This window comes from Streptomyces sp. NPDC020422 (assembly GCF_044386705.1).
In the GTDB taxonomy this organism is placed as follows: domain Bacteria; phylum Actinomycetota; class Actinomycetes; order Streptomycetales; family Streptomycetaceae; genus Streptomyces.
Map to the genome: position 1 here is coordinate 1 of NZ_JBIRVJ010000001.1, position 19,147 is coordinate 19,147.

General features: G+C 74.0%; 16 protein-coding genes. 10 read left to right on the forward strand and 6 right to left on the reverse strand.

All coding sequences use genetic code 11. The annotated features are described in order from the left end of the window. Positions 1-161 precede the first annotated feature (161 nt). The 3 genes from ACH414_RS00005 to ACH414_RS00015 all read right to left on the reverse strand — a co-directional run bounded on the left by ACH414_RS00005 (position 162) and on the right by ACH414_RS00015 (position 3,782). Entirely contained in the window at positions 162-335 is a 174-nt protein-coding gene (locus ACH414_RS00005) for a CsbD family protein (protein ID WP_382545360.1), read from the reverse strand. A gap of 91 nt (positions 336-426) precedes the next feature. Beyond that, positions 427-2,157 (reverse strand): thiamine pyrophosphate-dependent enzyme, encoded by a 1,731-nt coding sequence (locus tag ACH414_RS00010; protein ID WP_382545357.1) that lies wholly within the window; start codon positions 2,155-2,157, stop codon positions 427-429. A gap of 32 nt (positions 2,158-2,189) precedes the next feature. Next, positions 2,190-3,782 carry an FMN-binding glutamate synthase family protein gene (locus tag ACH414_RS00015; protein WP_386561459.1) on the reverse strand — a complete coding sequence of 531 codons (1,593 nt, stop codon included), beginning with the start codon at positions 3,780-3,782 and terminating at the stop codon, positions 2,190-2,192. Between the two features lie 137 nt (positions 3,783-3,919). On the opposite strand from ACH414_RS00015, the gene ACH414_RS00020 reads away from it, so the two are divergent. Then, a complete protein-coding gene (locus ACH414_RS00020) occupies positions 3,920-4,291 on the forward strand; it encodes a hypothetical protein (RefSeq protein WP_382545352.1) in 372 nt (123 codons plus the stop codon). 100 nt (positions 4,292-4,391) lie between these two features. Then, complete coding sequence (locus ACH414_RS00025; RefSeq protein ID WP_382545348.1) at positions 4,392-4,553, forward strand: DUF5670 family protein; 162 nt, start codon at positions 4,392-4,394, stop codon at positions 4,551-4,553. Positions 4,554-4,655: 102 nt separating this feature from the next. Here ACH414_RS00025 and ACH414_RS00030 read toward each other — a convergent pair whose 3' ends face one another. Then, positions 4,656-4,883, reverse strand: a complete 228-nt coding sequence (locus ACH414_RS00030) for a DUF5133 domain-containing protein (protein ID WP_382545345.1) — start codon at positions 4,881-4,883, stop codon at positions 4,656-4,658. Positions 4,884-5,164: 281 nt separating this feature from the next. On the opposite strand from ACH414_RS00030, the gene ACH414_RS00035 reads away from it, so the two are divergent. From ACH414_RS00035 to ACH414_RS00050, 4 genes are all read left to right on the forward strand, one after another. Beyond that, positions 5,165-8,920 carry a HAMP domain-containing protein gene (locus ACH414_RS00035; RefSeq protein WP_386561464.1) on the forward strand — a complete coding sequence of 1,252 codons (3,756 nt, stop codon included), beginning with the start codon at positions 5,165-5,167 and terminating at the stop codon, positions 8,918-8,920. A 140-nt stretch (positions 8,921-9,060) separates the two neighbouring features. After that, positions 9,061-11,487 carry a SpoIIE family protein phosphatase gene (locus ACH414_RS00040; protein ID WP_382545384.1) on the forward strand — a complete coding sequence of 809 codons (2,427 nt, stop codon included), beginning with the start codon at positions 9,061-9,063 and terminating at the stop codon, positions 11,485-11,487. Positions 11,488-11,540: 53 nt separating this feature from the next. After that, positions 11,541-11,909 carry an STAS domain-containing protein gene (locus ACH414_RS00045; RefSeq protein ID WP_382545341.1) on the forward strand — a complete coding sequence of 123 codons (369 nt, stop codon included), beginning with the start codon at positions 11,541-11,543 and terminating at the stop codon, positions 11,907-11,909. A gap of 62 nt (positions 11,910-11,971) precedes the next feature. Next, positions 11,972-13,147, forward strand: a complete 1,176-nt coding sequence (locus ACH414_RS00050) for a PP2C family protein-serine/threonine phosphatase (protein ID WP_382545338.1) — start codon at positions 11,972-11,974, stop codon at positions 13,145-13,147. A 118-nt stretch (positions 13,148-13,265) separates the two neighbouring features. On the opposite strand, the gene ACH414_RS00055 is transcribed toward ACH414_RS00050, so the two are convergent. Further along, on the reverse strand, positions 13,266-13,778 hold the full coding sequence (locus ACH414_RS00055; RefSeq protein ID WP_382545335.1) for a MarR family transcriptional regulator: 513 nt from the start codon (positions 13,776-13,778) through the stop codon (positions 13,266-13,268). A gap of 107 nt (positions 13,779-13,885) precedes the next feature. On the opposite strand from ACH414_RS00055, the gene ACH414_RS00060 reads away from it, so the two are divergent. Both ACH414_RS00060 and ACH414_RS00065 read left to right on the forward strand, forming a co-directional pair. Further along, positions 13,886-15,097: a PP2C family protein-serine/threonine phosphatase gene (locus ACH414_RS00060; protein ID WP_398940410.1), complete on the forward strand. Its 1,212-nt coding sequence runs from the start codon at positions 13,886-13,888 to the stop codon at positions 15,095-15,097. 113 nt (positions 15,098-15,210) lie between these two features. After that, positions 15,211-15,696 carry an ATP-binding protein gene (locus tag ACH414_RS00065; protein ID WP_391767982.1) on the forward strand — a complete coding sequence of 162 codons (486 nt, stop codon included), beginning with the start codon at positions 15,211-15,213 and terminating at the stop codon, positions 15,694-15,696. 77 nt (positions 15,697-15,773) lie between these two features. Here ACH414_RS00065 and ACH414_RS00070 read toward each other — a convergent pair whose 3' ends face one another. Continuing rightward, positions 15,774-16,031, reverse strand: coding sequence for a WhiB family transcriptional regulator (locus ACH414_RS00070; RefSeq protein ID WP_382545326.1), 258 nt, complete (start codon positions 16,029-16,031; stop codon positions 15,774-15,776). 382 nt (positions 16,032-16,413) lie between these two features. Between ACH414_RS00070 and ACH414_RS00075 the strand changes: the two genes are divergently transcribed. Both ACH414_RS00075 and ACH414_RS00080 read left to right on the forward strand, forming a co-directional pair. Continuing rightward, positions 16,414-16,821: an STAS domain-containing protein gene (locus ACH414_RS00075; protein ID WP_382545323.1), complete on the forward strand. Its 408-nt coding sequence runs from the start codon at positions 16,414-16,416 to the stop codon at positions 16,819-16,821. Continuing rightward, positions 16,818-19,034, forward strand: a complete 2,217-nt coding sequence (locus tag ACH414_RS00080; protein ID WP_398940411.1) for a SpoIIE family protein phosphatase — start codon at positions 16,818-16,820, stop codon at positions 19,032-19,034. The genes ACH414_RS00075 and ACH414_RS00080 overlap by 4 nt, the downstream gene beginning before the upstream one ends. Positions 19,035-19,147: the final 113 nt, after the last annotated feature.

The following is a 19,147-nucleotide window of genomic DNA, read 5'->3' on the forward strand; positions in this document are numbered from 1 at the left end:
CGGGGCGGGGGGGGGGGGCGGGGCCGGGGCGGGGGGGGGGGGGCGGGCCCCCCCCCCCCGGCGGGGGGGGGGGGGGCGGGGGGGGGGGCCGCGGGGGGGGGGCGCCCCGCGGGGGGGGCCCCGCCCCTCTCCGTGCCGGACGAGGTCCCTCGTCCGTCGGATCAGTGCTTGAAGACGTCCTTCATCTTCTCCTTGGCGGTACGCGCGTCGCCCTTGGCCTGCTCGGCCCGGCCCTCCGCCTCCAGGCGCTCGTTGTCGGTCATCCGGCCGACCGCCTCCTTGACCTTGCCCTTGGCCTGCTCGCCCTTGGCCTTGCTCTTCTGCTCACCGGACACGAGATCGCTCCCTTCGTGCGACGCATCTGACAACAGAACGCCTCGCCCGAATCCGCGAGAACAAACCCACGGATTTCCGGCGCCCGACCGCTCAGCCCGCCGCGGAGGGCAGGTTCTCCTTGATCTTGGCGATGGCGAAGCCCCACCCCTGCGCCACCGTCGGCTTCCCCGGGACGGCCACCTCCGCCGGGTTGGTCAGCACGTCGAGGAGGACCGGGCCGGGCAGGGCGAGCGCCTTGCGCACGGCCTCGTCCAGCTCGGCCGGGGCGGTGACGCGGATGCCGGTCAGCCCCAGTGCCTCGGCCACCGCGGCGAAGTCGGGGTTGTCCAGCACCGTCCCGAACTCGGGAAGCCCCGCCTGCTCCTGCTCCAGCTTGACCATGCCGAGCCGGCGGTTGTCGAAGACGACGAGCTTCACCGGCAGCCGTTCCGAGCGGATGGTCATCAGGTCGCCGAGCAGCATGCCGAGGCCGCCGTCGCCGCAGAAGGCCACGACCTGCCGGTCCGGAGCCCACAGCTGCGCCCCGATGGCCTGGGGCATGGCGTTGGCCATGGAACCGAGGTTGTACGAGCCGATCAGGCGGCGGCTGCCGCGCATCCGCACCAGCCGCGAGAGCCACACGGTGGCCATCCCGGTGTCCGAGGTGAAGATCGCGTCGTCGGCGGCGTGGCGGTCCACGGCCGCCGCGAGGGCCTCGGGACGGATGTCCGCCTCCCGGTTGTCGAACATGGCCCGTACGCGTCCCAGCAGGCGCCGGTCGTGGGCGGGGTCGGCGAGCTCCGCCTGGCCCTTCTCCCAGTCCGCGTACCGCTCGCGGGCCTCGTCCAGGTGGGTGCGCGCCGGAACGGGCGCCAGCAGCGGCAGCAGGGCCCGCAGCGTCGCGCCCACGTCCCCGGCGAGCCCGACGTCCACCGGGACGCGGCGCCCGAGGTGCTCCTCGCGGGTGTCGATCTGCACGACCCGGCAGTCCCGCGGGTACCACTCCCGGTAGGGGAAGTCCGTCCCGAGCATGATCAGGGTGTCGCACGAGTCCATGGCGTGGGCCGCGGCGGGATTGCCGATGAGGCCGGTCTGGCCGACCTCGTACGGGTTGGCGTCCTCGAAGCCCTCCTTGCCCTTCAGGGTCAGCACCATCGGCGCCGAGAGCAGCTCGGCGGCACGCAGCACCTCCTCGCGGGCCTCCCGGGCCCCGCGGCCGACCAGGAGGGTGACCCGCGAGCCCCGGCCGATCAGCTCGGCGGCCTCGGCGAGCGCCGGGTCGTCGGGGCGCGTGACGGCCGGGCGCGGCAGCGCGAACCGCGTCGGCCGGTCCTCCTCGACCTCCTGGTCGCCGAGGTCGCCGGGGACGGTCAGCACCGCCACGCCCCGCCCGGTCACGGCCGCCCGCACCGCGGACTCCAGCAGCCGGGGCAGCTGGGAAGGCGAGGTGACGGTGGCCCGGAACACGGCCACGTCCCGGAAGAGGAGGTCGTTGTCGACCTCCTGGAAGTAGTCCCCGCCCACCTCCGACAGCGGCACCTGACCGCAGATCGCCAGGACCGGCGCCCCGCTCTTGGCCGCGTCGTACAGTCCGTTGAGCAGGTGCACCGAGCCCGGTCCCACCGTGCCCATGCAGACGGCCAGCTCACCGGAGAGCTGGGCGCGCGCTCCGGCGGCGAAGGCCGCCGCCTCCTCGTGGCGGAAGCCGGTCCAGTCGATGCCCTCGGTGGTCCGGATGGCGTCGGTGAGCGGGTTGAGCGCGTCGCCGACCACGCCGAAGACGCGGCCGACACCGAGCTCCGCGAGCCCGTCGACGATCACCTGTGCGACGGTACGGGTCATGGGGTCTCCTTTCGCCGGGGGCGCCGGCCGGTTCAGCGGAGGGTGAACCGGTCCGGATGCGCCGCCTTCCAGTCGCCTGCCCACGTGTCCGGAACCGATGCGGACGACAGCAGCTGACCGGTTTCGAGCGGTTCGTACAGCTCGGCGTGGGACCGCACGGCATCGGGGCCGACCCGGCGCAGCAGCATGCCGGGCTCCAGGTCCCCGGGGCCGTCGGCACCCATGGCGGCCATCAGCGCGAGGGCGCTGCGGACGGTCGCCTCCTGGAAGCGCCGGACCCGCTCCGCCTTGTCCTGGACGTCGAGGGCGCGGGCCCGCCTGGGGTCCTGGGTGGCGACTCCGACGGGACAGGTGTTGGTGTGGCAGCGCTGGGCCTGGATGCACCCGAGGGCGAACATCATGGCGCGGGCGGAGTTGGTGTAGTCGGCGCCCTGGATCAGCCGCTTGACGATGTCGCTCCCGGTGGCGACCTTGCCGGAGGCGCCGATCCTTATCCGGTCCCGCAGCCCCGTGCCGACGAGCGCCCGGTGCACCGTGGTCAGCCCCTCGGTGAGGGGCAGGCCGACGGTGTCCGCGAACTCCAGCGGGGCGGCACCCGTGCCGCCCTCGGCCCCGTCGACGACGATGAAGTCGGGCGTGAGCCCCTCCTCGAGCATCGCCTTGCAGACGGCGAGGAAGTCGCGGCGCGCGCCCACGCACAGCTTGAAGCCGACCGGCTTGCCGCCGGAGAGCTCCCGCATCCGGCCGAGGAAGCGCACCAGCTCCCGGGGGGTCCGGTAGACGCGGTGGTACGGCGGGGAGATCACCGTGCGCCCCTCGGGGACGCCGCGGACCGCGGCGATCTCCCGGCCGACCTTCGAGCCGGGCAGGACGCCGCCGATGCCGGGCTTGGCGCCCTGGCTGATCTTCAGCAGGACGCAGGCGACCTGGTCGAGCGCGGCCTTCTCGGCGAACAGCCCGGGGTCGAAGCCGCCGTCCTCGGCACGGCAGCCGAAGTACCCGGTCCCGATCTCCCAGACGAGGGCGCCGCCGGGGGCGAGGTGGTGCTCGGAGATCCCGCCCTCGCCGGTGTCATGGGCGAAGCCACCGCGCCGGGCGCCTTCGTTCAGGGCGCGGATGGCCGGGGCCGACAGGGAGCCGAAGCTCATCGCCGACACGTTGAGCAGGGCCATGTCGTAGGGCCGGGCGCAGTCGGGGCCGCCGATCCGGACCCGGGGCGGTTCGTCCGGCACCGGACGCGGCGCCATGGAGGGAACCAGGTACTCGGTGCCGGTCCGGTCCAGTTCCAGCTCGGTGCCGAAGGGGTCCTCGGCGTCCGTTCCCTTCGCCCGCTCGTACACGATGGACCGGGTGTCCCGGTCGAAGGGCATGCCGTCGACGTTCCTCTCGACGAAGTACTGCTGCACCTCGGGGCGGATCGCCTCCATCGCGAACCGCAGGTGCCCGAGGAGCGGGTAGTTGCGCAGGATCGAGTGGCGCCGCTGGACGACGTCGTACGACGCGACCGCGGCGAGCAGCAGGGCGGGTCCGGCCGCGCACCACCACCACGGGGACACCAGGACGGCCGCGAGGCCGGTGGCGAGCGCGGCGAGGGCGGGGCAGACCACGAGCAGTGACGTCACCATGGACGGCCGTCTGTCCCGGAAGGGCGAGGTCAAGCGCGCGGGGCGACGGGCGGGACCGGCGGGTGCGCCGGCAGGCGGGACCGGGCGGGCTCGGGACCACCAGGTTTAGCGCCCGGGAGTCCGGCGAGACGGTGCCCATGAGTGCTTCGGAGAACAGCGGACGGAATCACTTCACCTGGACCGGCCCCTACGCCGTGCCGGACTACCCCGACCTGACGGGGGTGGACGACCCCGGCACGGACGCGGGGTACGAGCCGGCCGCTCTCGGGGAGCTGCGCCTCCTGCCCGCGCCCTTCGCGGAGAAGGCCCGCGCGGCCGCCTACGCGGCCCGTGGCACCGGGAGCGAGCTGTGGGCCGCCGCGCGGGCCCACCCGGCCGTGGCGGCCGGCGCCGCGGCGGGCACGGCGGCCGCGCTCGCCCTCGCGTACGGGCGGGGGCGCCGGGACGGGCGCTTGGCCGCGCGCCGCGACCTGGGTCCGGTGGCCCTGTTCTTCGAACGCCGCGGCTGAGCGGGCGCACTTCCCGCCCCCTTGACGAGGCCGGTGCGCGCGAGTCCGCCGCCCGGCCGTTCCCTTCCCTTTCCCACCGCCCTCACGGAGGTCGATTCACATGGTCCCCCTGCTCCTCGTCCTGCTGCTCATCCTGCTCCTCTTCGGCGCCGGCTTCGCCGTCAAGGCGCTCTGGTGGATAGCCGTCATCGTGCTGGTCCTGTGGCTGATCGGCTTCGTGGCCCGGCCGAAGGGCGGCACCGGCCGCTGGTACCGCTGGTAGGCGGCGGCCCCGCGGGCGGGCACGCGCCCGCCCGCCGGGCCCGCGGCACGCACGACAGAGCCCGGCACCTCCGTCAGGAGAGTGCCGGGCTCTGTCGTGTGCTCAGGCGCTCAGCACCGAGTCGTCCTCGGGGCGCGCGCCCGGCAGGCGATGGCGGGCCGCGATCAGCGCCGCGTCCACGTCACGCGTACCCGTGGACACACACAGCGTGTAGGCGAGGTCGTCCATGCGCCGCCGTACCTCTTCGCCGCCGTTCTCGGCCTGGAGCACCTTGAGCGTCTCGTACTGCTCGATGAGATTGCGCAGGACCGCGGGGTGGGCCATCAGCACGTACTGCTCCCCTCGTCGTCGGGGCGGGGGACCGCCCGGTTCGGGGCGCGTGTACCCGGGTCGCGGCGTCGCACACCTGCCGACCGGGGGCGAAGAGGACGGGTTCCGGCCGGATGACCCGCACCGCCCTCCTGCTGTCGATCACGGAAGGGTAGTGTCGTCATGATTGCCGTACGGCAACGATCGCGGCAGTCGGAGCCGACCCGGGGGAGCGGTCGTCCGGCGCGCGGCGTGGGCCGTACGGTCCGTGTGCGCAAGCTTGGTGGGAACGAGGATGGGGCATGGCTGAGACGACGACCAAGGGCTCCTCCGGCCGTGAGCGGCCCGGGCAGCCGGCCGCGGTGGTCGAGCCTGGACTGCGGCTGCTGCTGGCCGGGCTCACGGCCGTGCGGGACGGCGACTTCGGCACCCGTCTGCCGGACGAGGCGGACGGGTTGATGGGCGAGATCTCCCAGGTGTTCAACGGGATGGTCGACCAGCTCTCCCTGTTCACCTCCGAGGTGACGCGGGTGGCCCGCGAGGTGGGCACGGAGGGGACGCTCGGCGGCCAGGCCGCCGTGCCGGGCGTCTCCGGCACCTGGGCCGACCTGACGGACTCCGTCAACGCGATGGCGGGCAACCTCACCACCCAGGTCCGTGACATCGCCCAGGTGGCGACGGCCGTCGCCAAGGGCGACCTCTCCCAGAAGATCGACGTGGACGCGCGCGGCGAGATCCTGGAGCTGAAGAACACCATCAACACGATGGTCGACCAGCTCTCGGCCTTCGCCGACGAGGTGACCCGGGTGGCCCGCGAGGTCGGCACCGAGGGCATCCTCGGGGGACAGGCCGACGTGAAGGGCGTCTCCGGCACCTGGCGCGACCTGACCGACTCCGTCAACTCGATGGGCGGGAACCTCACCGCCCAGGTACGGGCGATCGCCCACGTCGCCACCGCGGTCGCGGGCGGCGATCTGTCGAAGAAGGTCGACGTGGACGCCCGGGGCGAGATCCTGGAGCTGAAGACGACCATCAACACGATGGTCGACCAGCTGTCCTCGTTCGCCGACGAGGTGACCCGGGTGGCCCGCGAGGTCGGCACCGAGGGCCGGCTCGGCGGGCAGGCCAGGGTGCCGAACGTGGCCGGCACCTGGAAGGACCTCACCGACAACGTCAACTCCATGGCGAGCAACCTGACCGGACAGGTCCGCAACATCGCCCAGGTCACGACCGCCGTCGCCAACGGCGATCTGTCGAAGAAGATCGACGTCGACGCCCGGGGCGAGATCCTGGAGCTGAAGACGACCATCAACACCATGGTCGACCAGCTCTCCTCGTTCGCGGCCGAGGTGACCCGGGTGGCCCGCGAGGTCGGCAGCGAGGGCCGGCTCGGCGGCCAGGCCGAGGTCGAGGGGGTCTCCGGCACCTGGAAGCGGCTGACCGAGAACGTCAACGAGCTGGCGGGCAACCTCACCCGCCAGGTTCGCGCCATCGCCGAGGTCGCGAGCGCCGTCGCCGAGGGCGACCTCACCCGTTCGATCACCGTCGAGGCCTCGGGCGAGGTGGCCGAGCTCAAGGACAACATCAACGCCATGGTCGGCTCGCTGCGCGAGACGACGCGGGCCAACCAGGAGCAGGACTGGCTGAAGTCCAGCCTGGCCCGGATGTCCGCGTTGATGCAGGGCCACCGCGACCTGGCCGTCGTCGCCGAGCTCGTCATGGACGAGCTGACCCCGATGGTGGGCGCCCAGTACGGCGCCTTCTACCTGGCCGAGGAGGGCGCCGACGGCATCGAGCTGGGCCTCGTCGGATCCTACGGACGCCCCGCGGGCGACCAGCAGCAGGTGCGCTTCCGGCTGGGCGAGTCGCTCGTCGGACAGGCCGCCCGCAGCCGCCGCACCATCAGCGCCGACAACGTCCCCGCCGACTACGTCACGATCTCCTCGGGTCTCGGCAGCACGTCCCGGGGCAGCCTCGTGGTGCTGCCGGTCGTCGTCGAGGACCAGGTGCTCGGCGTCATCGAGCTGATGTCCTTCAGCCCCTTCACCTCCGTGCACCGGGACTTCCTGGAACAGCTCATGGAGAGCGTCGGCGTCAACCTGAGCACCATCGTCGCCAACGCCCGCACCGACGAGCTCCTGGACGAGTCCCAGCGGCTTGCCGGCGAACTCCGCTCGCGCACCGAGGAACTCCAGGTACGGCAGGAGGAACTCCAGCGCTCCAACGCCGAGCTGGAGGAGAAGGCGGCCCTGCTCGCCGCGCAGAACCGCGACATCGAGGCCAAGAACCTCCAGATCGAGCAGGCCAGGCAGGAGCTGGAGGACCGCGCCCAGCAGCTCGCCCTGGCCTCCACGTACAAGTCGGAGTTCCTGGCCAACATGAGCCACGAGCTGCGCACCCCGCTCAACAGCCTGCTGATCCTGGCCCAGCTGCTGGCCCAGAACCCGACCCGCAACCTCACGGCCAAGCAGGTCGAGTACGCCGGCATCATCCACTCGGCCGGATCCGACCTGCTCCAACTGATCAACGACATCCTCGACCTCTCCAAGGTGGAGGCCGGGAAGATGGACCTCAACCCGGAGCGCGTGCCGCTGCGCGGGCTCCTCGACTACGTCGAGGCCACGTTCCGCCCCCTCACCTCGCAGAAGAGCCTCGCCTTCACGGTCTCCACCGCTCCCGGCGTCCCCGTCGACCTCGTCACCGACGACACGCGCCTCCGGCAGGTGCTGCGCAACCTGCTGTCGAACGCCGTCAAGTTCACCGAGCGCGGCAGCGTCGAGCTGCGCATCGAACCGGCATCGGACGCCGAGCTGCCCGTGTCCGTGCACCGCGGGGGCGCCGTCGTCGCCTTCCGCGTCGCCGACACCGGCATCGGCATCGCCCCCGAGAACCTGGAGGCCATCTTCGGCGCCTTCCAGCAGGCCGACGGGACGACCAACCGCAAGTACGGCGGCACCGGCCTCGGCCTGTCCATCAGCCGCGAGATCGCCTATCTCCTCGGCGGCGCCCTCACCGTCACCAGCGTGCCCGGCGAGGGCAGCACCTTCACCCTCTACCTCCCCGTCGCCCGCACCGACTTCAGCGAGCAGCCCGACTCCGCCGACCAGCCGGCGGAGTCCCCGGCGGGGTTCACCGTCCCGGCCCCGGCCCGCGGCGGCGCGCTCGCGCTGCCCGGCGCCGCGCCCGCCCGGCCGACCCGGCGCCTGCTCGTGATCGAGGAGCGCCCGCGCGGGCTCCTCGCCGTCGTCGCCGAGAACGCGGTCGGCCAGCTCGCGGCCGACGGAAGGCACACGGGCCGGGCGGACATCGAGCTGGTCGCGGTCGTCGGCCCCCAGGAGGCCGCCGCCGCGCTCGCCACCCAGCCGTTCCACTGCGTCGTGCTCGACGTCGACATGGCGGACGGCGACGCCCTGCGCTTCCTGGAGGCCGTGGACGGCGACGAGGCGCTGCGCACCGTCCCCGTCCTCGCCCACAACAACCGCCGGCTCCCCGCCGACGAGGAGGGCGCCCTGCAGGACCTCGCCCGACGCCGCCCGCTGGAGCTCCTCTCCAGCCTCGACGAGCTGCGGGAGCGGATCGCCCTGCACCTGTCCGCCGAGCAGCCCGGCGACGTCGTGCCCCTGGTGCGCGGCGACCACTCGGCACCCGCGTCCCAGGCCGTCGACGGCACCCTGCGCGGCAGGACCGTGCTCGCCGTCGACGACGACGCCCGCAACCTGTACGCCCTCAGCGGCATCCTGGAGTTGCACGGCATGACCGTGCTGCACGCCGAGAACGGGCGGAAGGGGATCGAGACGCTGCTGGCCAACCCGTCCGTCTCCCTGGTCCTGATGGACGTGATGATGCCGGAGATGGACGGCTACACGGCGACCGCGCGGATCAGGGAGCTGCCCCAGTACGCGGACCTGCCGGTGATCGCGGTCACCGCGAAGGCGATGCCCGGCGACCGGGAGAAGAGCCTCGCGTCCGGGGCCAGCGACTACGTCACCAAGCCCGTCGACGCCGACGAGCTCATCGCCTGCGTCAGCCGCTGGCTCGACTCGGGGGTGGCCTCGTGACCACGCCCCCGCCCCCCGAGACCTCCGCCCCGTACGCCGCCGACGGCGCGCCGGACGTTCCGGACGCAGAGGTCACAGAGGTCGCAGAGGTCGCAGAGGTCGCGGAGCTCGCAGAGGTCGGCGCGGGCGCCGCAGACGCCGTGGGCGCCGAGGTCGCAGCGGGCGCCGCAGACGCCGTGGACCTGCTGGCCGCCGACGGCCGGCTGGCCGCCACGGTGGAACGCCTGCGCGGCGAGGTGCGCGCCGCGCAGGCGGCGGCAGAGGGCCGCGCCCTGATCGAACTCGCCAAGGGAGTCATCGTCGAGCGGCTGGGCTGCGGCCCGGCCCAGGCGGCCCGCCAGCTCGCGGAGCTCGCCGACCGGGCCGGAGTGTCCCGGCTGGAACTGGCCGCGGACATCATCAACCAGGCGTCCCGTGACCGGATGGCGGAGGCGGCGGACGAGTTCGTGAGGACGGCCGTCGGCCAGCCCGAGGCCCTCGCCACCGCTCCCGCCACCGAGACCGCACCCGCCACCGCCGCCTCGGTCGCCGTGCGGCTGCGCACGGCGGAGAGCGCGGCCCTCAGCGCCGACGACACCCAGGCCGTCGCCGAGTCGCTGCTGCGGCACGCCCTCGAACCTCTGGGCGCCGTCGCCGTCGCGATCTGGACGACCGGCCCGGACACCTCGCTGAGCCTGCGCGGCCACGCCGGCTTCGGCCTCGACGAGGCCGCCCGCTGGCACTACGTGCCGCCGGGCGTGACCACCGCGGCCCGCCAGGCGCTCATCGGGCGCCGAACCGTCCGCTACGCCTCCCTGGCCGCCGCGGGCATCCCCTCCATCGGCCGCTCGCGCCATCCCGACGGCGGCCGGGTCGTCGTCCCCGCCGGGACCGGCGGCCGCATCCACGGCGTCCTGGAGATCTGCTGGGCCCGTCCGCTCGACCCCCTGCCGCAGGCCGTGGAGCGCCAGATCGAGGCCCTCGCCGAGCTCTGCGCCCACACCCTGGAGACGCTCCCCGAGACGTCCCCCGGGGGCTTCCCCGTGCCCGGCGGCCTCCCGGTCCCCGGCGCGGACGGGGCGGCGGCGCTGGCCGAGCTCTCGGACGGGCTCTACGACCCCGCCCTCGTCCTCACCCCCCATCTGGACGAGGCGGGGACGCTCGTCGACTTCCGCATCCGGCACGCCAACGCGCACTTCCAGGATCCGGCCGGACGGCCCCGTGGCTCCGTCGACGGCGCCCTGCTCCTCGAGGCGTACCCGGCGACGGCCGGCGGCAGCGAGCTCTTCGAACGGATCGAGCGGGTCTACGCCACCGGGGAGCCCTTCCGCGCCCGCCGGGTGCGGCTCACGGCCCTGGTGGACCAGGTGCCGCTCGCCTCGCTCGCCGACATCAGCATCAGCCGGCACGGTGCGAGCCTGCTGCTCATCTGGCGCGTCGAGGACGAGTCGGCACGCCTCGCCAGCCTCCTCCAGCACGCCCAGCGCCTCGGCCGGGTCGGCGCCTTCGAGGAGGACCTCGTCACCGGCGACATCACCTGGCACGGCCAGCTGTACGAGCTCTTCGGCCGCGGCACGACGGAGCCGCCGGTGCCCCTGCGCGACCTCGCCGGCCACGCCCACCCGGACGACGCCGACGCCATCCGCCGCTTCCTGCGGCAGGTGCTGGAGCAGCGGCGGGTGGGCTCCGCCGCCTTCCGCATGTTCCGCCGCGACGGGGTCACCCGGCACATCCGGGTGACCGCCGAACCCGCCCTGGGCAGCGACGGCGGTCTCCAGGCCGTCCGGGGCGCCTACCAGGACATCTCCGCGCAGCACTGGACCGAGGTCGCCCTCACGGCCACCCGCGACCGGCTGGCGGAGACGGAGGAGGCCGCCGAGGAGCGCAACCGGCTCACCCTCCAGCTCCAGCACGCGATCATGCCGCCGGCCATGCCGCCGCTCGACGCGCCGGGACTCGGCGTGGCCGTGCGCTACCGGCCCGCGGAGTCCGAGTCGCTGGTCGGCGGCGACTGGTACGACGCGGTCGTGCTGCCGTCCAAGAAGGTGCTCCTGTGCGTCGGGGACGTCGCCGGGCACGGAGTGGAGGCCGCCACGGGCATGGTGGTGCTGCGCAACGCCCTGCGCGGCCTCGCCGTCACGGGCGCGGGTCCCGGACAGCTGTTGTCCTGGCTCAACGGGGTCGCCCACCACCTCACCGCCCAGGTGACCGCCACCGCCGTGTGCGGCGTGTACGACCCGGAGAGCCGCACCCTGCGCTGGGCCCGCGCCGGACACCTCCCGCCGGTGCTGGTGCGCGGGGAGGAGGCGCGCGACCTGCCGCTCCTGCGCGGGGTGCTGCTGGGAGCCCTCGCGGAGGCCGAGTACGAGGAGACGGAGCTGCGGCTCGAACCCGGTGACACGGTGCTGATGTACACCGACGGACTCGTCGAGCGGCGCGACACCGCCGTCCAGGATTCCGTGGCCCAGCTGCTGACGGTCGCCCGGCAGCCGTCCGACAGCCTCGAACGCAGGCTGGACCAGCTCCTCGCACGCAGCAAGTCGGACACGGACGACGACACGTGCGTGGTCGGTGTCCAGGTGTTCTGACCGCGACCGCCGACCCGAGACCGGACCCACACCCCCCACGGAAAGCAGGAGACATGTCCGAGCGTGAACCGAACCTTGATGTCGACGTCGAGATCCGCGATGACCGCACGGCGCTGCTGACCGTCGCGGGCGAGCTGGACATGGAGACGGCCGGGCGGTTGCAGGAGGTGCTGACGGAGCAGTTCGCCCGGGGGCGGCGCCGTCTCGTGCTGGACCTGTCCGCCCTCGAATTCATGGACTCCTCGGGGCTGAACGTCCTGATCCGGGCGGTCAACAAGGTGCGGGGGACCGGCGGCGACCTGTATCTCGCCGCGCCGACCCCGGCCGTGCGCCGCATCCTGGAGATCACCGGCGTGACGACGACGATCCCGCCGCACGACGGCGTGGCGGACGCGCTGGCCGCGGCCGGCGGCGCGAGATAGCGGACGGGTGGCGCGGTCCCCGTGCAGGGGGCCGGGCGCAGGAAAGAGGAAGAGGAAAGACCGTGCGCGAGATCGCCGAGATCGAGCAGGCGCTCCGCCGGGCGGCTCCGCACCGGCTCGTCGGTGTCGTCGAGGACGCCCTCAGAGAGCACCGCGGGGTGCGGCGGGTGGAACTCCGCATGGCCGACTACGGTCTGCGGACGCTCCAGCTCGTCGGGCACGTCCCCGGGACGGATCCGTCGGTGCCGATCCACGACAGTCCCGAGGGCCGGGCCTTTGGCGCCCAGGAGCCGCACGTGGTCCGGGAGCCCGGGGCGCTCCTGCTCCACCTGCCCGTCACGGTCCGCGGGGACCGGCTGGGGGTGCTGACGGCCGAGCTGCCCCCGGAGGCCGACGTCGGGCCGCTGCTGCCCGGGCTGGCGCAGCTCTGCGAGGCGCTCGGCCACGAGATCCTGGTGGCGGAGCGGGACACCGACCTGTACGTCCTGGCGCGGCGCGCGACGCGGCTCACGCTCGCGGCGGAGATGCAGTGGCAGCTGCTTCCCGGCCGTTCCTGCGCCCGTCCCGAGTTCGCGCTGGCCGCCCATCTGGAGCCCGCCTACGCCATCTTCGGCGACAACTACGACTGGTCGGTCTCGGACGGCCGGCTGACCCTCACGGTCACCAACGGCATGGGGGAGGGCATCGAGGCCGCCCTGCTGACCAATCTGGCGATCAACGCGCTCCGCAACGCCCGCCGGGCCGGCCTCCCGCTGGCGGACCAGGCCGCGCTGGCGGACCAGGCCGTGTACGCCCAGTACCGGGGCGAGGCCTTCGTGTCGGTGCTGCTGCTCTGCTTCGACCTGGCCACGGGCGAGGTGGAGGCCGTCGACGCCGGATCGCCCCGGCTGTGGCGGCAGCGGGGGCAGGCGGTGGAGTCCGTCGACTTCGAGGCGCAGCTGCCGCTCGGCATGTTCGAGGACACCGTGTACGTACCGGAGCGGTTCTCCGTGCGGCCGGGCGACCGGCTGCTGTTCGGCAGCGACGGCGTGTACGCGGCCGTCTCGCCGGCCGGGGAGAGCTACGGGGACCGGGCGCTGGCCCGCGCGCTGCGGGGGACGCGGCTGCTGCCGCCCACGCACGTGCCGCAGGCGGTGCTCCGGGAGCTCGCCGTCCACCACGGCGGCAGTCCGCTGGAGGACGACGCCCTGGTCGTCTGCCTCGACTGGCACGGCACCGCGTCAACAGTTGTCGCGTGACAACTGTATCCTTGGGGCAACACCCGGCGGGTGCCCGGAAGAACGCCGTCAAGGACGACCAGAGGTGGCAATGAGGACATGGGGTGTGCGCCCGGCCGGAGCCGGCGTCGCGCGGGGGTCAGGCCGAGCTGACGTCCTTCAGCGGCGTGCGGGCGCGTGACGAGGCGGCTGCTCCGCTCCCCCCGACCGCGTCGTGGAAGCCGGTGAGTCCGCGCAGCAGCGCCTTGCGGCTCGTCGGCGACATGTCCGCGATGACCGCGAGCAGAGCCTCCTCGCGCTGGGCCCTGAGGTCCCGCAGGTACGCCTTGCCGTGCACGGTCAGGTGCAGCTCCAGCTGCCGACGGCTCACGGGGCTGGGCAGCCGCTGCACGAAGCCCAGGGCCTCCAGCCGGTCGCACATGCGGCTCACCGAGGGCGGCGCGGAGCCGAGCAGCTCGCCCAGGGTGCGCAGGCTGATGCCCTCCTCGCGGTCCAGGCTGTACAGCACGCGCAGCTGACTCGCCGAGACGGGTGTCGACGACACCATGTCCCGGCCGCGCTCCCACAGCACCTCCAGCAGCTCGATCAGCTCCCGGGCGGACTCGGCCGTCCGCTGCGGTTCCGGTGGCGGCGGGGCGGGGTTGCTCGTCATGCCTGCCGAACCTCCTCGGACGTCCGGGGCCGGGGACAGCGGCCTTGCGACGGACCGGTCATCTCCACATCTCTCCAGAAGGCGGTACGGATCCGGTGGACCGACACGTGACAGTGGAAGGCGCACTGCGCGGGGCGGCACCACACCTCCTCCTGGACTCCCTCCGTACCAGTCTCGCGCAGCAGTACGCCGCGACCTCCGCCGACCTGCTGCTCGTCGACTACGGATGCACGACCCTGCGCCCCGTCGAGCCCGTCCAGGCACCTGCAGGGATGCCGCACACGCCCGTGGACGCGGGCCCCGCCGGCCGCGTCTTCCGCACCCAGCAACCATATCTTTTCCGTGATGTCGGGCCCACGGCGACCGTTTACCTGCCCGTCACGGTCCGCGGCGACCGGTTCGGCGTCCTGGTCGTCGTGCTGCCCGCGGACCGCTCCTCGCCGGTGACCACCGCGAGCCTCGCCCGGGTCGCCGAGACCCTCGGACACGCCCTGCGCGTCGCCGACCGCCACACCGACCTGTACCGCCGCACCCGCCGGACGCACGCCCTCAGCGTCGCGGGGGAGATGCAGTGGGACACCCTGCCGGGCCGGGCCAGCTCCGGACCCGCCTTCGACCTGCACGCCCACTGGGAGCCCGCCTACACCTCCGGAGGGCACCTCCTGGACTGGAGCGCCACCGAGCGGGACCTGGTCATCGTCGTCGCCGACGGCGCCGGCCCCGGCACCCCGGCCGCCCTGGCGAGCACGCTCGCCCTGATGGCGCTCCGCAACGCCCGGCGGGCCGGGCTCGACCTGGTGACCCAGGCCAGCCTCACCGACCAGGCGCTCTACGGGCAGTACCACGGCCGGCATCCGCTCTCCGCCCTGCTGCTCCGGATCGACCTGGCGACCGGCGAGGCCGAGGTGGTGGACGCCGGGTCGCCGGCGCTCTGGCGCCTGCGCCGGGGCGCGACCGAGCGCATCCACCTGGACCGCCAACTGCCCCTGGGCATGTTCGAGGACACCGTCTACGCTCCCCAGCGCCTGCGCCTGCTGCGCGGTGACCGGCTGGTCTTCGTCGCCCGCGGCGCCTCGGAGCCCACGACCGCCGAGAGGCACGAGGCGCCGGACGGGCCCGTCGCCCGAGCCCTCGCCGCGGTCCGCCGCCGGAAGGGCGCGGACGTCCCCCGGGCCGTCGTACGCGCGCTGCGCGGCACACCCCGTGGCGCGTCGGACGCGGTCCTCGTACTCTGTCTCGACTGGCGCGGCCACCGGGCCGGAACCCCTGGCGAGGGACGACACGGGGGCCTCGCGCCGACCGCGCCGACGTCCCCTTGACGCACCGTCCGGGGGTGTGATCCGCGTTGCGTGCGGTATGGGAACCATGAAGAGGGGAAAGGCGGGTACGAGGAGCCCAGCCGCCGACCCAGGACGAGGGGAGCACCAGCGCCATGACGGACGCGATCACCGCGGAGCGCGCGATCCCGGAACCCCTGCTGTCCGCAGGCGTCGTCTACGGCGACGCCGCCCGCGGCGGGGCGATCGCATCGGCGCGCGCCTTCACCGCCGAGTTCCTCGCGGCCGCCCCGGCCGTGCTGGACGCACCGGTCGGCGACGAGCGCGTCGAGCTCGCACAACTGGTGGTCAGCGAACTGGTCACCAACGCCATCCGGCACACGGCCGGCCCCTGCCGGCTCCTGCTCGAACTGGGCCGCGACACCCTGGAGATCTCGGTCTTCGACCAGGAGCCCGCCGCCCCCGTGCCCCGCGGCCACGACCCCCGCCGCATCGGTCAGCACGGCGTCGAGATCGTCGTCGCCGTCTGCCAGAGCCTGACCGTGGAGCCCGCCCCGGAGGGGAAGCGCGTCCGCGCCCGCCTCTCCCTGCTGCCGGAGTACCCCGACCCGGCGTCCCCGCGGAACCGGCGAACGCGCTGACGCGGCGGCGCCCCACCGGCCCGCCGGGCGCAGTACGCCCCCCGGGGGGAGCCCGGGGGGCGTGATCCTCCGGCCGGTCACCGGCGGTCGTCCGCCCGCTGACGCGCCCGGCGCGCCAGCGCACGCCGCTCGGCCTCGGTCAGGCCGCCCCACACGCCCGACGGCGGGTGCGGCTGCGCGAGGGCCGAGCGCAGGCACGGTTCGCGTACCGGGCAACGCCGGCAGACCCGCTTGGCCTCCTCCGCCTGGGCGAGCGCGGGGGCGCCGGTGCCCACCGGGAAGAACAGATCGGGGTCGACCTCCTGGCAGGCCGCGGCCGCACGCCAGCCGTCCATGTGAGCCTCCTGGCACATGAGTAGGGATTCGTTCCCCGTCCGCCTGACCGCTCGGCGTCACGTGAAACCCGCACGGCGGCGCTCCGGCGCGTCAACGCGGACCACGCCGCGGACCGCGCGGGACGGGCACGACACTCCACCACGCCATCGCCACACCGACACCGAACACCAGGACCAGCAAGACCGGCACGACGGAATCCTTCCGGGAGCGGACCGCGTTCCAGGATGCGACTGACCCCGAACACCACACCGAAACGCCTTCCTCCGTCATGAATCCGAAGGACCGGGGAACGCGGAAGAACGCGGAGGGAGGAAGTGACGTCCACGCCGGTTCCCTAGGCTGGGTCCGTCCGCCGGCAGTCGCACACGGAGGAAGTCGAGGGTGTTCTCGGTCGACGTCAGACAGGAGGAACGGGGCACGGTACTGGTGCTCCGCGGCGAGCTGGACTACGACAGCGCCGTCCAACTGGACGAGGCGGGGCACCGCGGACCGGGGGCCGGCGCCGTGCCGGGGCCCGTGGTGGTGGACCTCGCCGCTCTGACCTTCTGCGACTCCAGCGGCATCAGCGCCCTGCTGAGGCTCTATCAGGACCTGTCCGCCCAGGGCAGGACCCTCCGGCTCGCCGCCGTACCGCCCACCGTCCGTCGGCTGTTCGCCCTGACGGGCCTCGACCAGATCTTCACCGTGCACGCCGACGTGCGCGAGGCATTCGCCGCGCTACCGGCCGGGCCGGACACCGCCCCCGGAGCCGGAGCGCCGGCGCCGCAGAACAGGAAAGAGAGCGCATGAGGCGCGTACCGGGTCAACATCCCCACCGGCCCGACCCGGCGAAGGACCCCGGTCGCGCCGCCGTCGACGCCACGGACGATGACCTCAGAGTCCTGTTCGGCGAGACCACCGCGGTCTTCGCCTCCCTCGCCGGCCCCGCGCACCTGGTCGAGAGCGCCAATCCCGCCTTCTTCGACGCCATCGGCGCCGGCCCGCGCGTCCGCACCGGCGTGCCCCTCGGGGACCTGCTGCCCGAGCCCGCAGGCCAGGGACTCATCGGACTGCTCGACCGGGTCTACCGGTCCGGCACCCCCCGCACCGGACGCGACGCCCGGGTCCTCCTCCTCGACGCCGGCGCCGAGCCGCGGGAGGCCTTCTTCGACTTCAGCTACGAGCCGCGCGTCGACTCCGGCGGCAACGTCACCGGCGTCCGGGTCATCGGGGTCGAGACGACACAGGTCAGGCAGGCCCAGCGGTTCACGGCGGAACACCGCGCCCTCCTGGAGCAGATCGCCCGGCAGGCGCCGCTGCGCGAGGTCCTGGACGGAATGGCCCGCGCGATAGAGGAACTGTCGCCGGAGGACCTCGTCGTCTCCGTGCTCCTCGCCGACCAGGAGGGCCGGCGACTGGTGCACGGCGCGGCCCCCAGCCTGCCCGACTTCTACAACCGGGCCGTGGACGGGATCGCGATCGGCGAGGGCGCCGGTTCCTGCGGCACCGCCGCGCACCGCCGCGAGACCGTCATCGTCGGAGACATCGCCACGGACCCGCTGTGGGACGACTTCCGCGACCTGGCGCGACGGGCCGGCCTGGCCGCCTGCTGGTCCACCCCCGTCCTGGGACGCGACGGCGCGGTCCTGGGCACCTTCGCGATGTACCACCGCACCCCGAGGCTCCCCCAGGCGGCCGACCTGGCCCTCGCCCGCCTCTTCGCCGACACCGCGGCGCTCGCCGTGGAGCGGCAGCAGGCCGAGGTCGCCCGCAGCGCCGCCGAGGCCCGGGAGCGGGCGGCCCGCGAGGACCTCGCCTTCCTCCTCCAGGCCAGCACCGCCCTCACCTTCGACCTCGACGCCGTCCAGACCCTGGAGCGGCTCGCCGCCTCCTGCGCCCCGCGCCTGGCACCGCTGTGCGCCGTCGACGTGGTGGAGAACGGGCGACTGCGCCGGGTCGCCACGGCCGCCCCGGACGAACGCCGACGGGAGGTCCTCGCCTCGCACATCCCGGTCTACGACACCGACGACGACGCCGTCGCCCGGGTCCTCGCCACGCGCGCGAGCGAGGTCGCCCGGCGCGCCCCCACCGGCCCCGGCCCCTGGCGGGACCTCGGCGTGACCGGCTACCTCTGCATCCCGCTGCTGGACCGGGGCACCGCCTTCGGCACCGTGACGCTGCTCTCCACCGAGGCGGAGCCCTTCGACGGGCACCGCGTGGCCCTCGCCGAGGAACTCGCCCGCCGCGCCGCCTCGGCCGCCCGCAACGCCCGCCAGTACACCCACCGGGTGACCCTCGCCCGGGACCTCCAGGCCGGGCTGCTCATGCCCGAACTCCCCGACGTGCCCGGCGCGGACGTCGCCACCTCGTACCACCCCGCCGGTGAGGGCCTCGACATCGGCGGCGACTTCTACGACGTCTTCCCGCTGGACGACGGGCGGTGGGCCTTCCTCCTCGGCGACGTCTGCGGGCGCGGAGCCATCGCCGCCACCACCACCGCCCTCGTCCGCCACACCGCGCGCGCCGTCGCACCCCTCCTGCCCGGCCCCGAGGACGTCGTCGCGGCCGTCAACCGGGCCCTCGTCAACCGCCCGGGCAGTCACGGCACCGGCTTCGTCACCCTCGTCTACGGCCGGCTCACCCCCACCGGGCACGGACTGGACGTCGAGCTGGTCCGGGCCGGCCACACCCTGCCCCTGCACCTCGACACCCGCCACACCACCCGTCTCGTCGACGCCCCCGGATCCCTGCTCGGCATCTCCGCCGAAACCGACGTCGTCTCCCGGACCCTCCATCTCGAACCGCACGAGAGCCTGCTGCTCTACACGGACGGCATCACGGAGGCCCGCGACGGCTCGGGCGAGCAGTTCGGAGAGAAACGGCTCGCCGAGGCCGTCGCCGGGACCCCGCCCCGCCCCTCAGCCCAGCAGGTCGTCGACGCCCTCACCGGTGCGGTGCGCGACTTCACGGGCGGACAGGACATCGACGACGACCGGGCGGTCCTCGTCCTCACCGCCACCTGAGCACCGCTTCCGTGAAGGATGTGTGCCGGAACCGTGGGGATCGTGCGGGGGCGGGCCGGATGCGGACCCCGGGAGGGGGGCTCGCTTGATGTGCGGAGCCCACTGCGCAAGGG

What these genes read in the sequence shown, in the direction of transcription:
- ACH414_RS00025 (WP_382545348.1), top strand. Translation starts at nt 4,392, where the DNA reads ATGGTCCCCCTGCTCCTCGTCCTGCTGCTCATCCTGCTCCTCTTCGGC.
- ACH414_RS00035 (WP_386561464.1), top strand. Translation starts at nt 5,165, where the DNA reads ATGGCTGAGACGACGACCAAGGGCTCCTCCGGCCGTGAGCGGCCCGGG.
- ACH414_RS00015 (WP_386561459.1), bottom strand. Translation starts at nt 3,782, where the DNA reads ATGGTGACGTCACTGCTCGTGGTCTGCCCCGCCCTCGCCGCGCTCGCC.
- ACH414_RS00080 (WP_398940411.1), top strand. Translation starts at nt 16,818, where the DNA reads ATGAGGCGCGTACCGGGTCAACATCCCCACCGGCCCGACCCGGCGAAG.
- ACH414_RS00020 (WP_382545352.1), top strand. Translation starts at nt 3,920, where the DNA reads ATGAGTGCTTCGGAGAACAGCGGACGGAATCACTTCACCTGGACCGGC.
- ACH414_RS00055 (WP_382545335.1), bottom strand. Translation starts at nt 13,778, where the DNA reads ATGACGAGCAACCCCGCCCCGCCGCCACCGGAACCGCAGCGGACGGCC.
- ACH414_RS00070 (WP_382545326.1), bottom strand. Translation starts at nt 16,031, where the DNA reads ATGGACGGCTGGCGTGCGGCCGCGGCCTGCCAGGAGGTCGACCCCGAT.
- ACH414_RS00065 (WP_391767982.1), top strand. Translation starts at nt 15,211, where the DNA reads ATGACGGACGCGATCACCGCGGAGCGCGCGATCCCGGAACCCCTGCTG.
- ACH414_RS00010 (WP_382545357.1), bottom strand. Translation starts at nt 2,157, where the DNA reads ATGACCCGTACCGTCGCACAGGTGATCGTCGACGGGCTCGCGGAGCTC.
- ACH414_RS00045 (WP_382545341.1), top strand. Translation starts at nt 11,541, where the DNA reads ATGTCCGAGCGTGAACCGAACCTTGATGTCGACGTCGAGATCCGCGAT.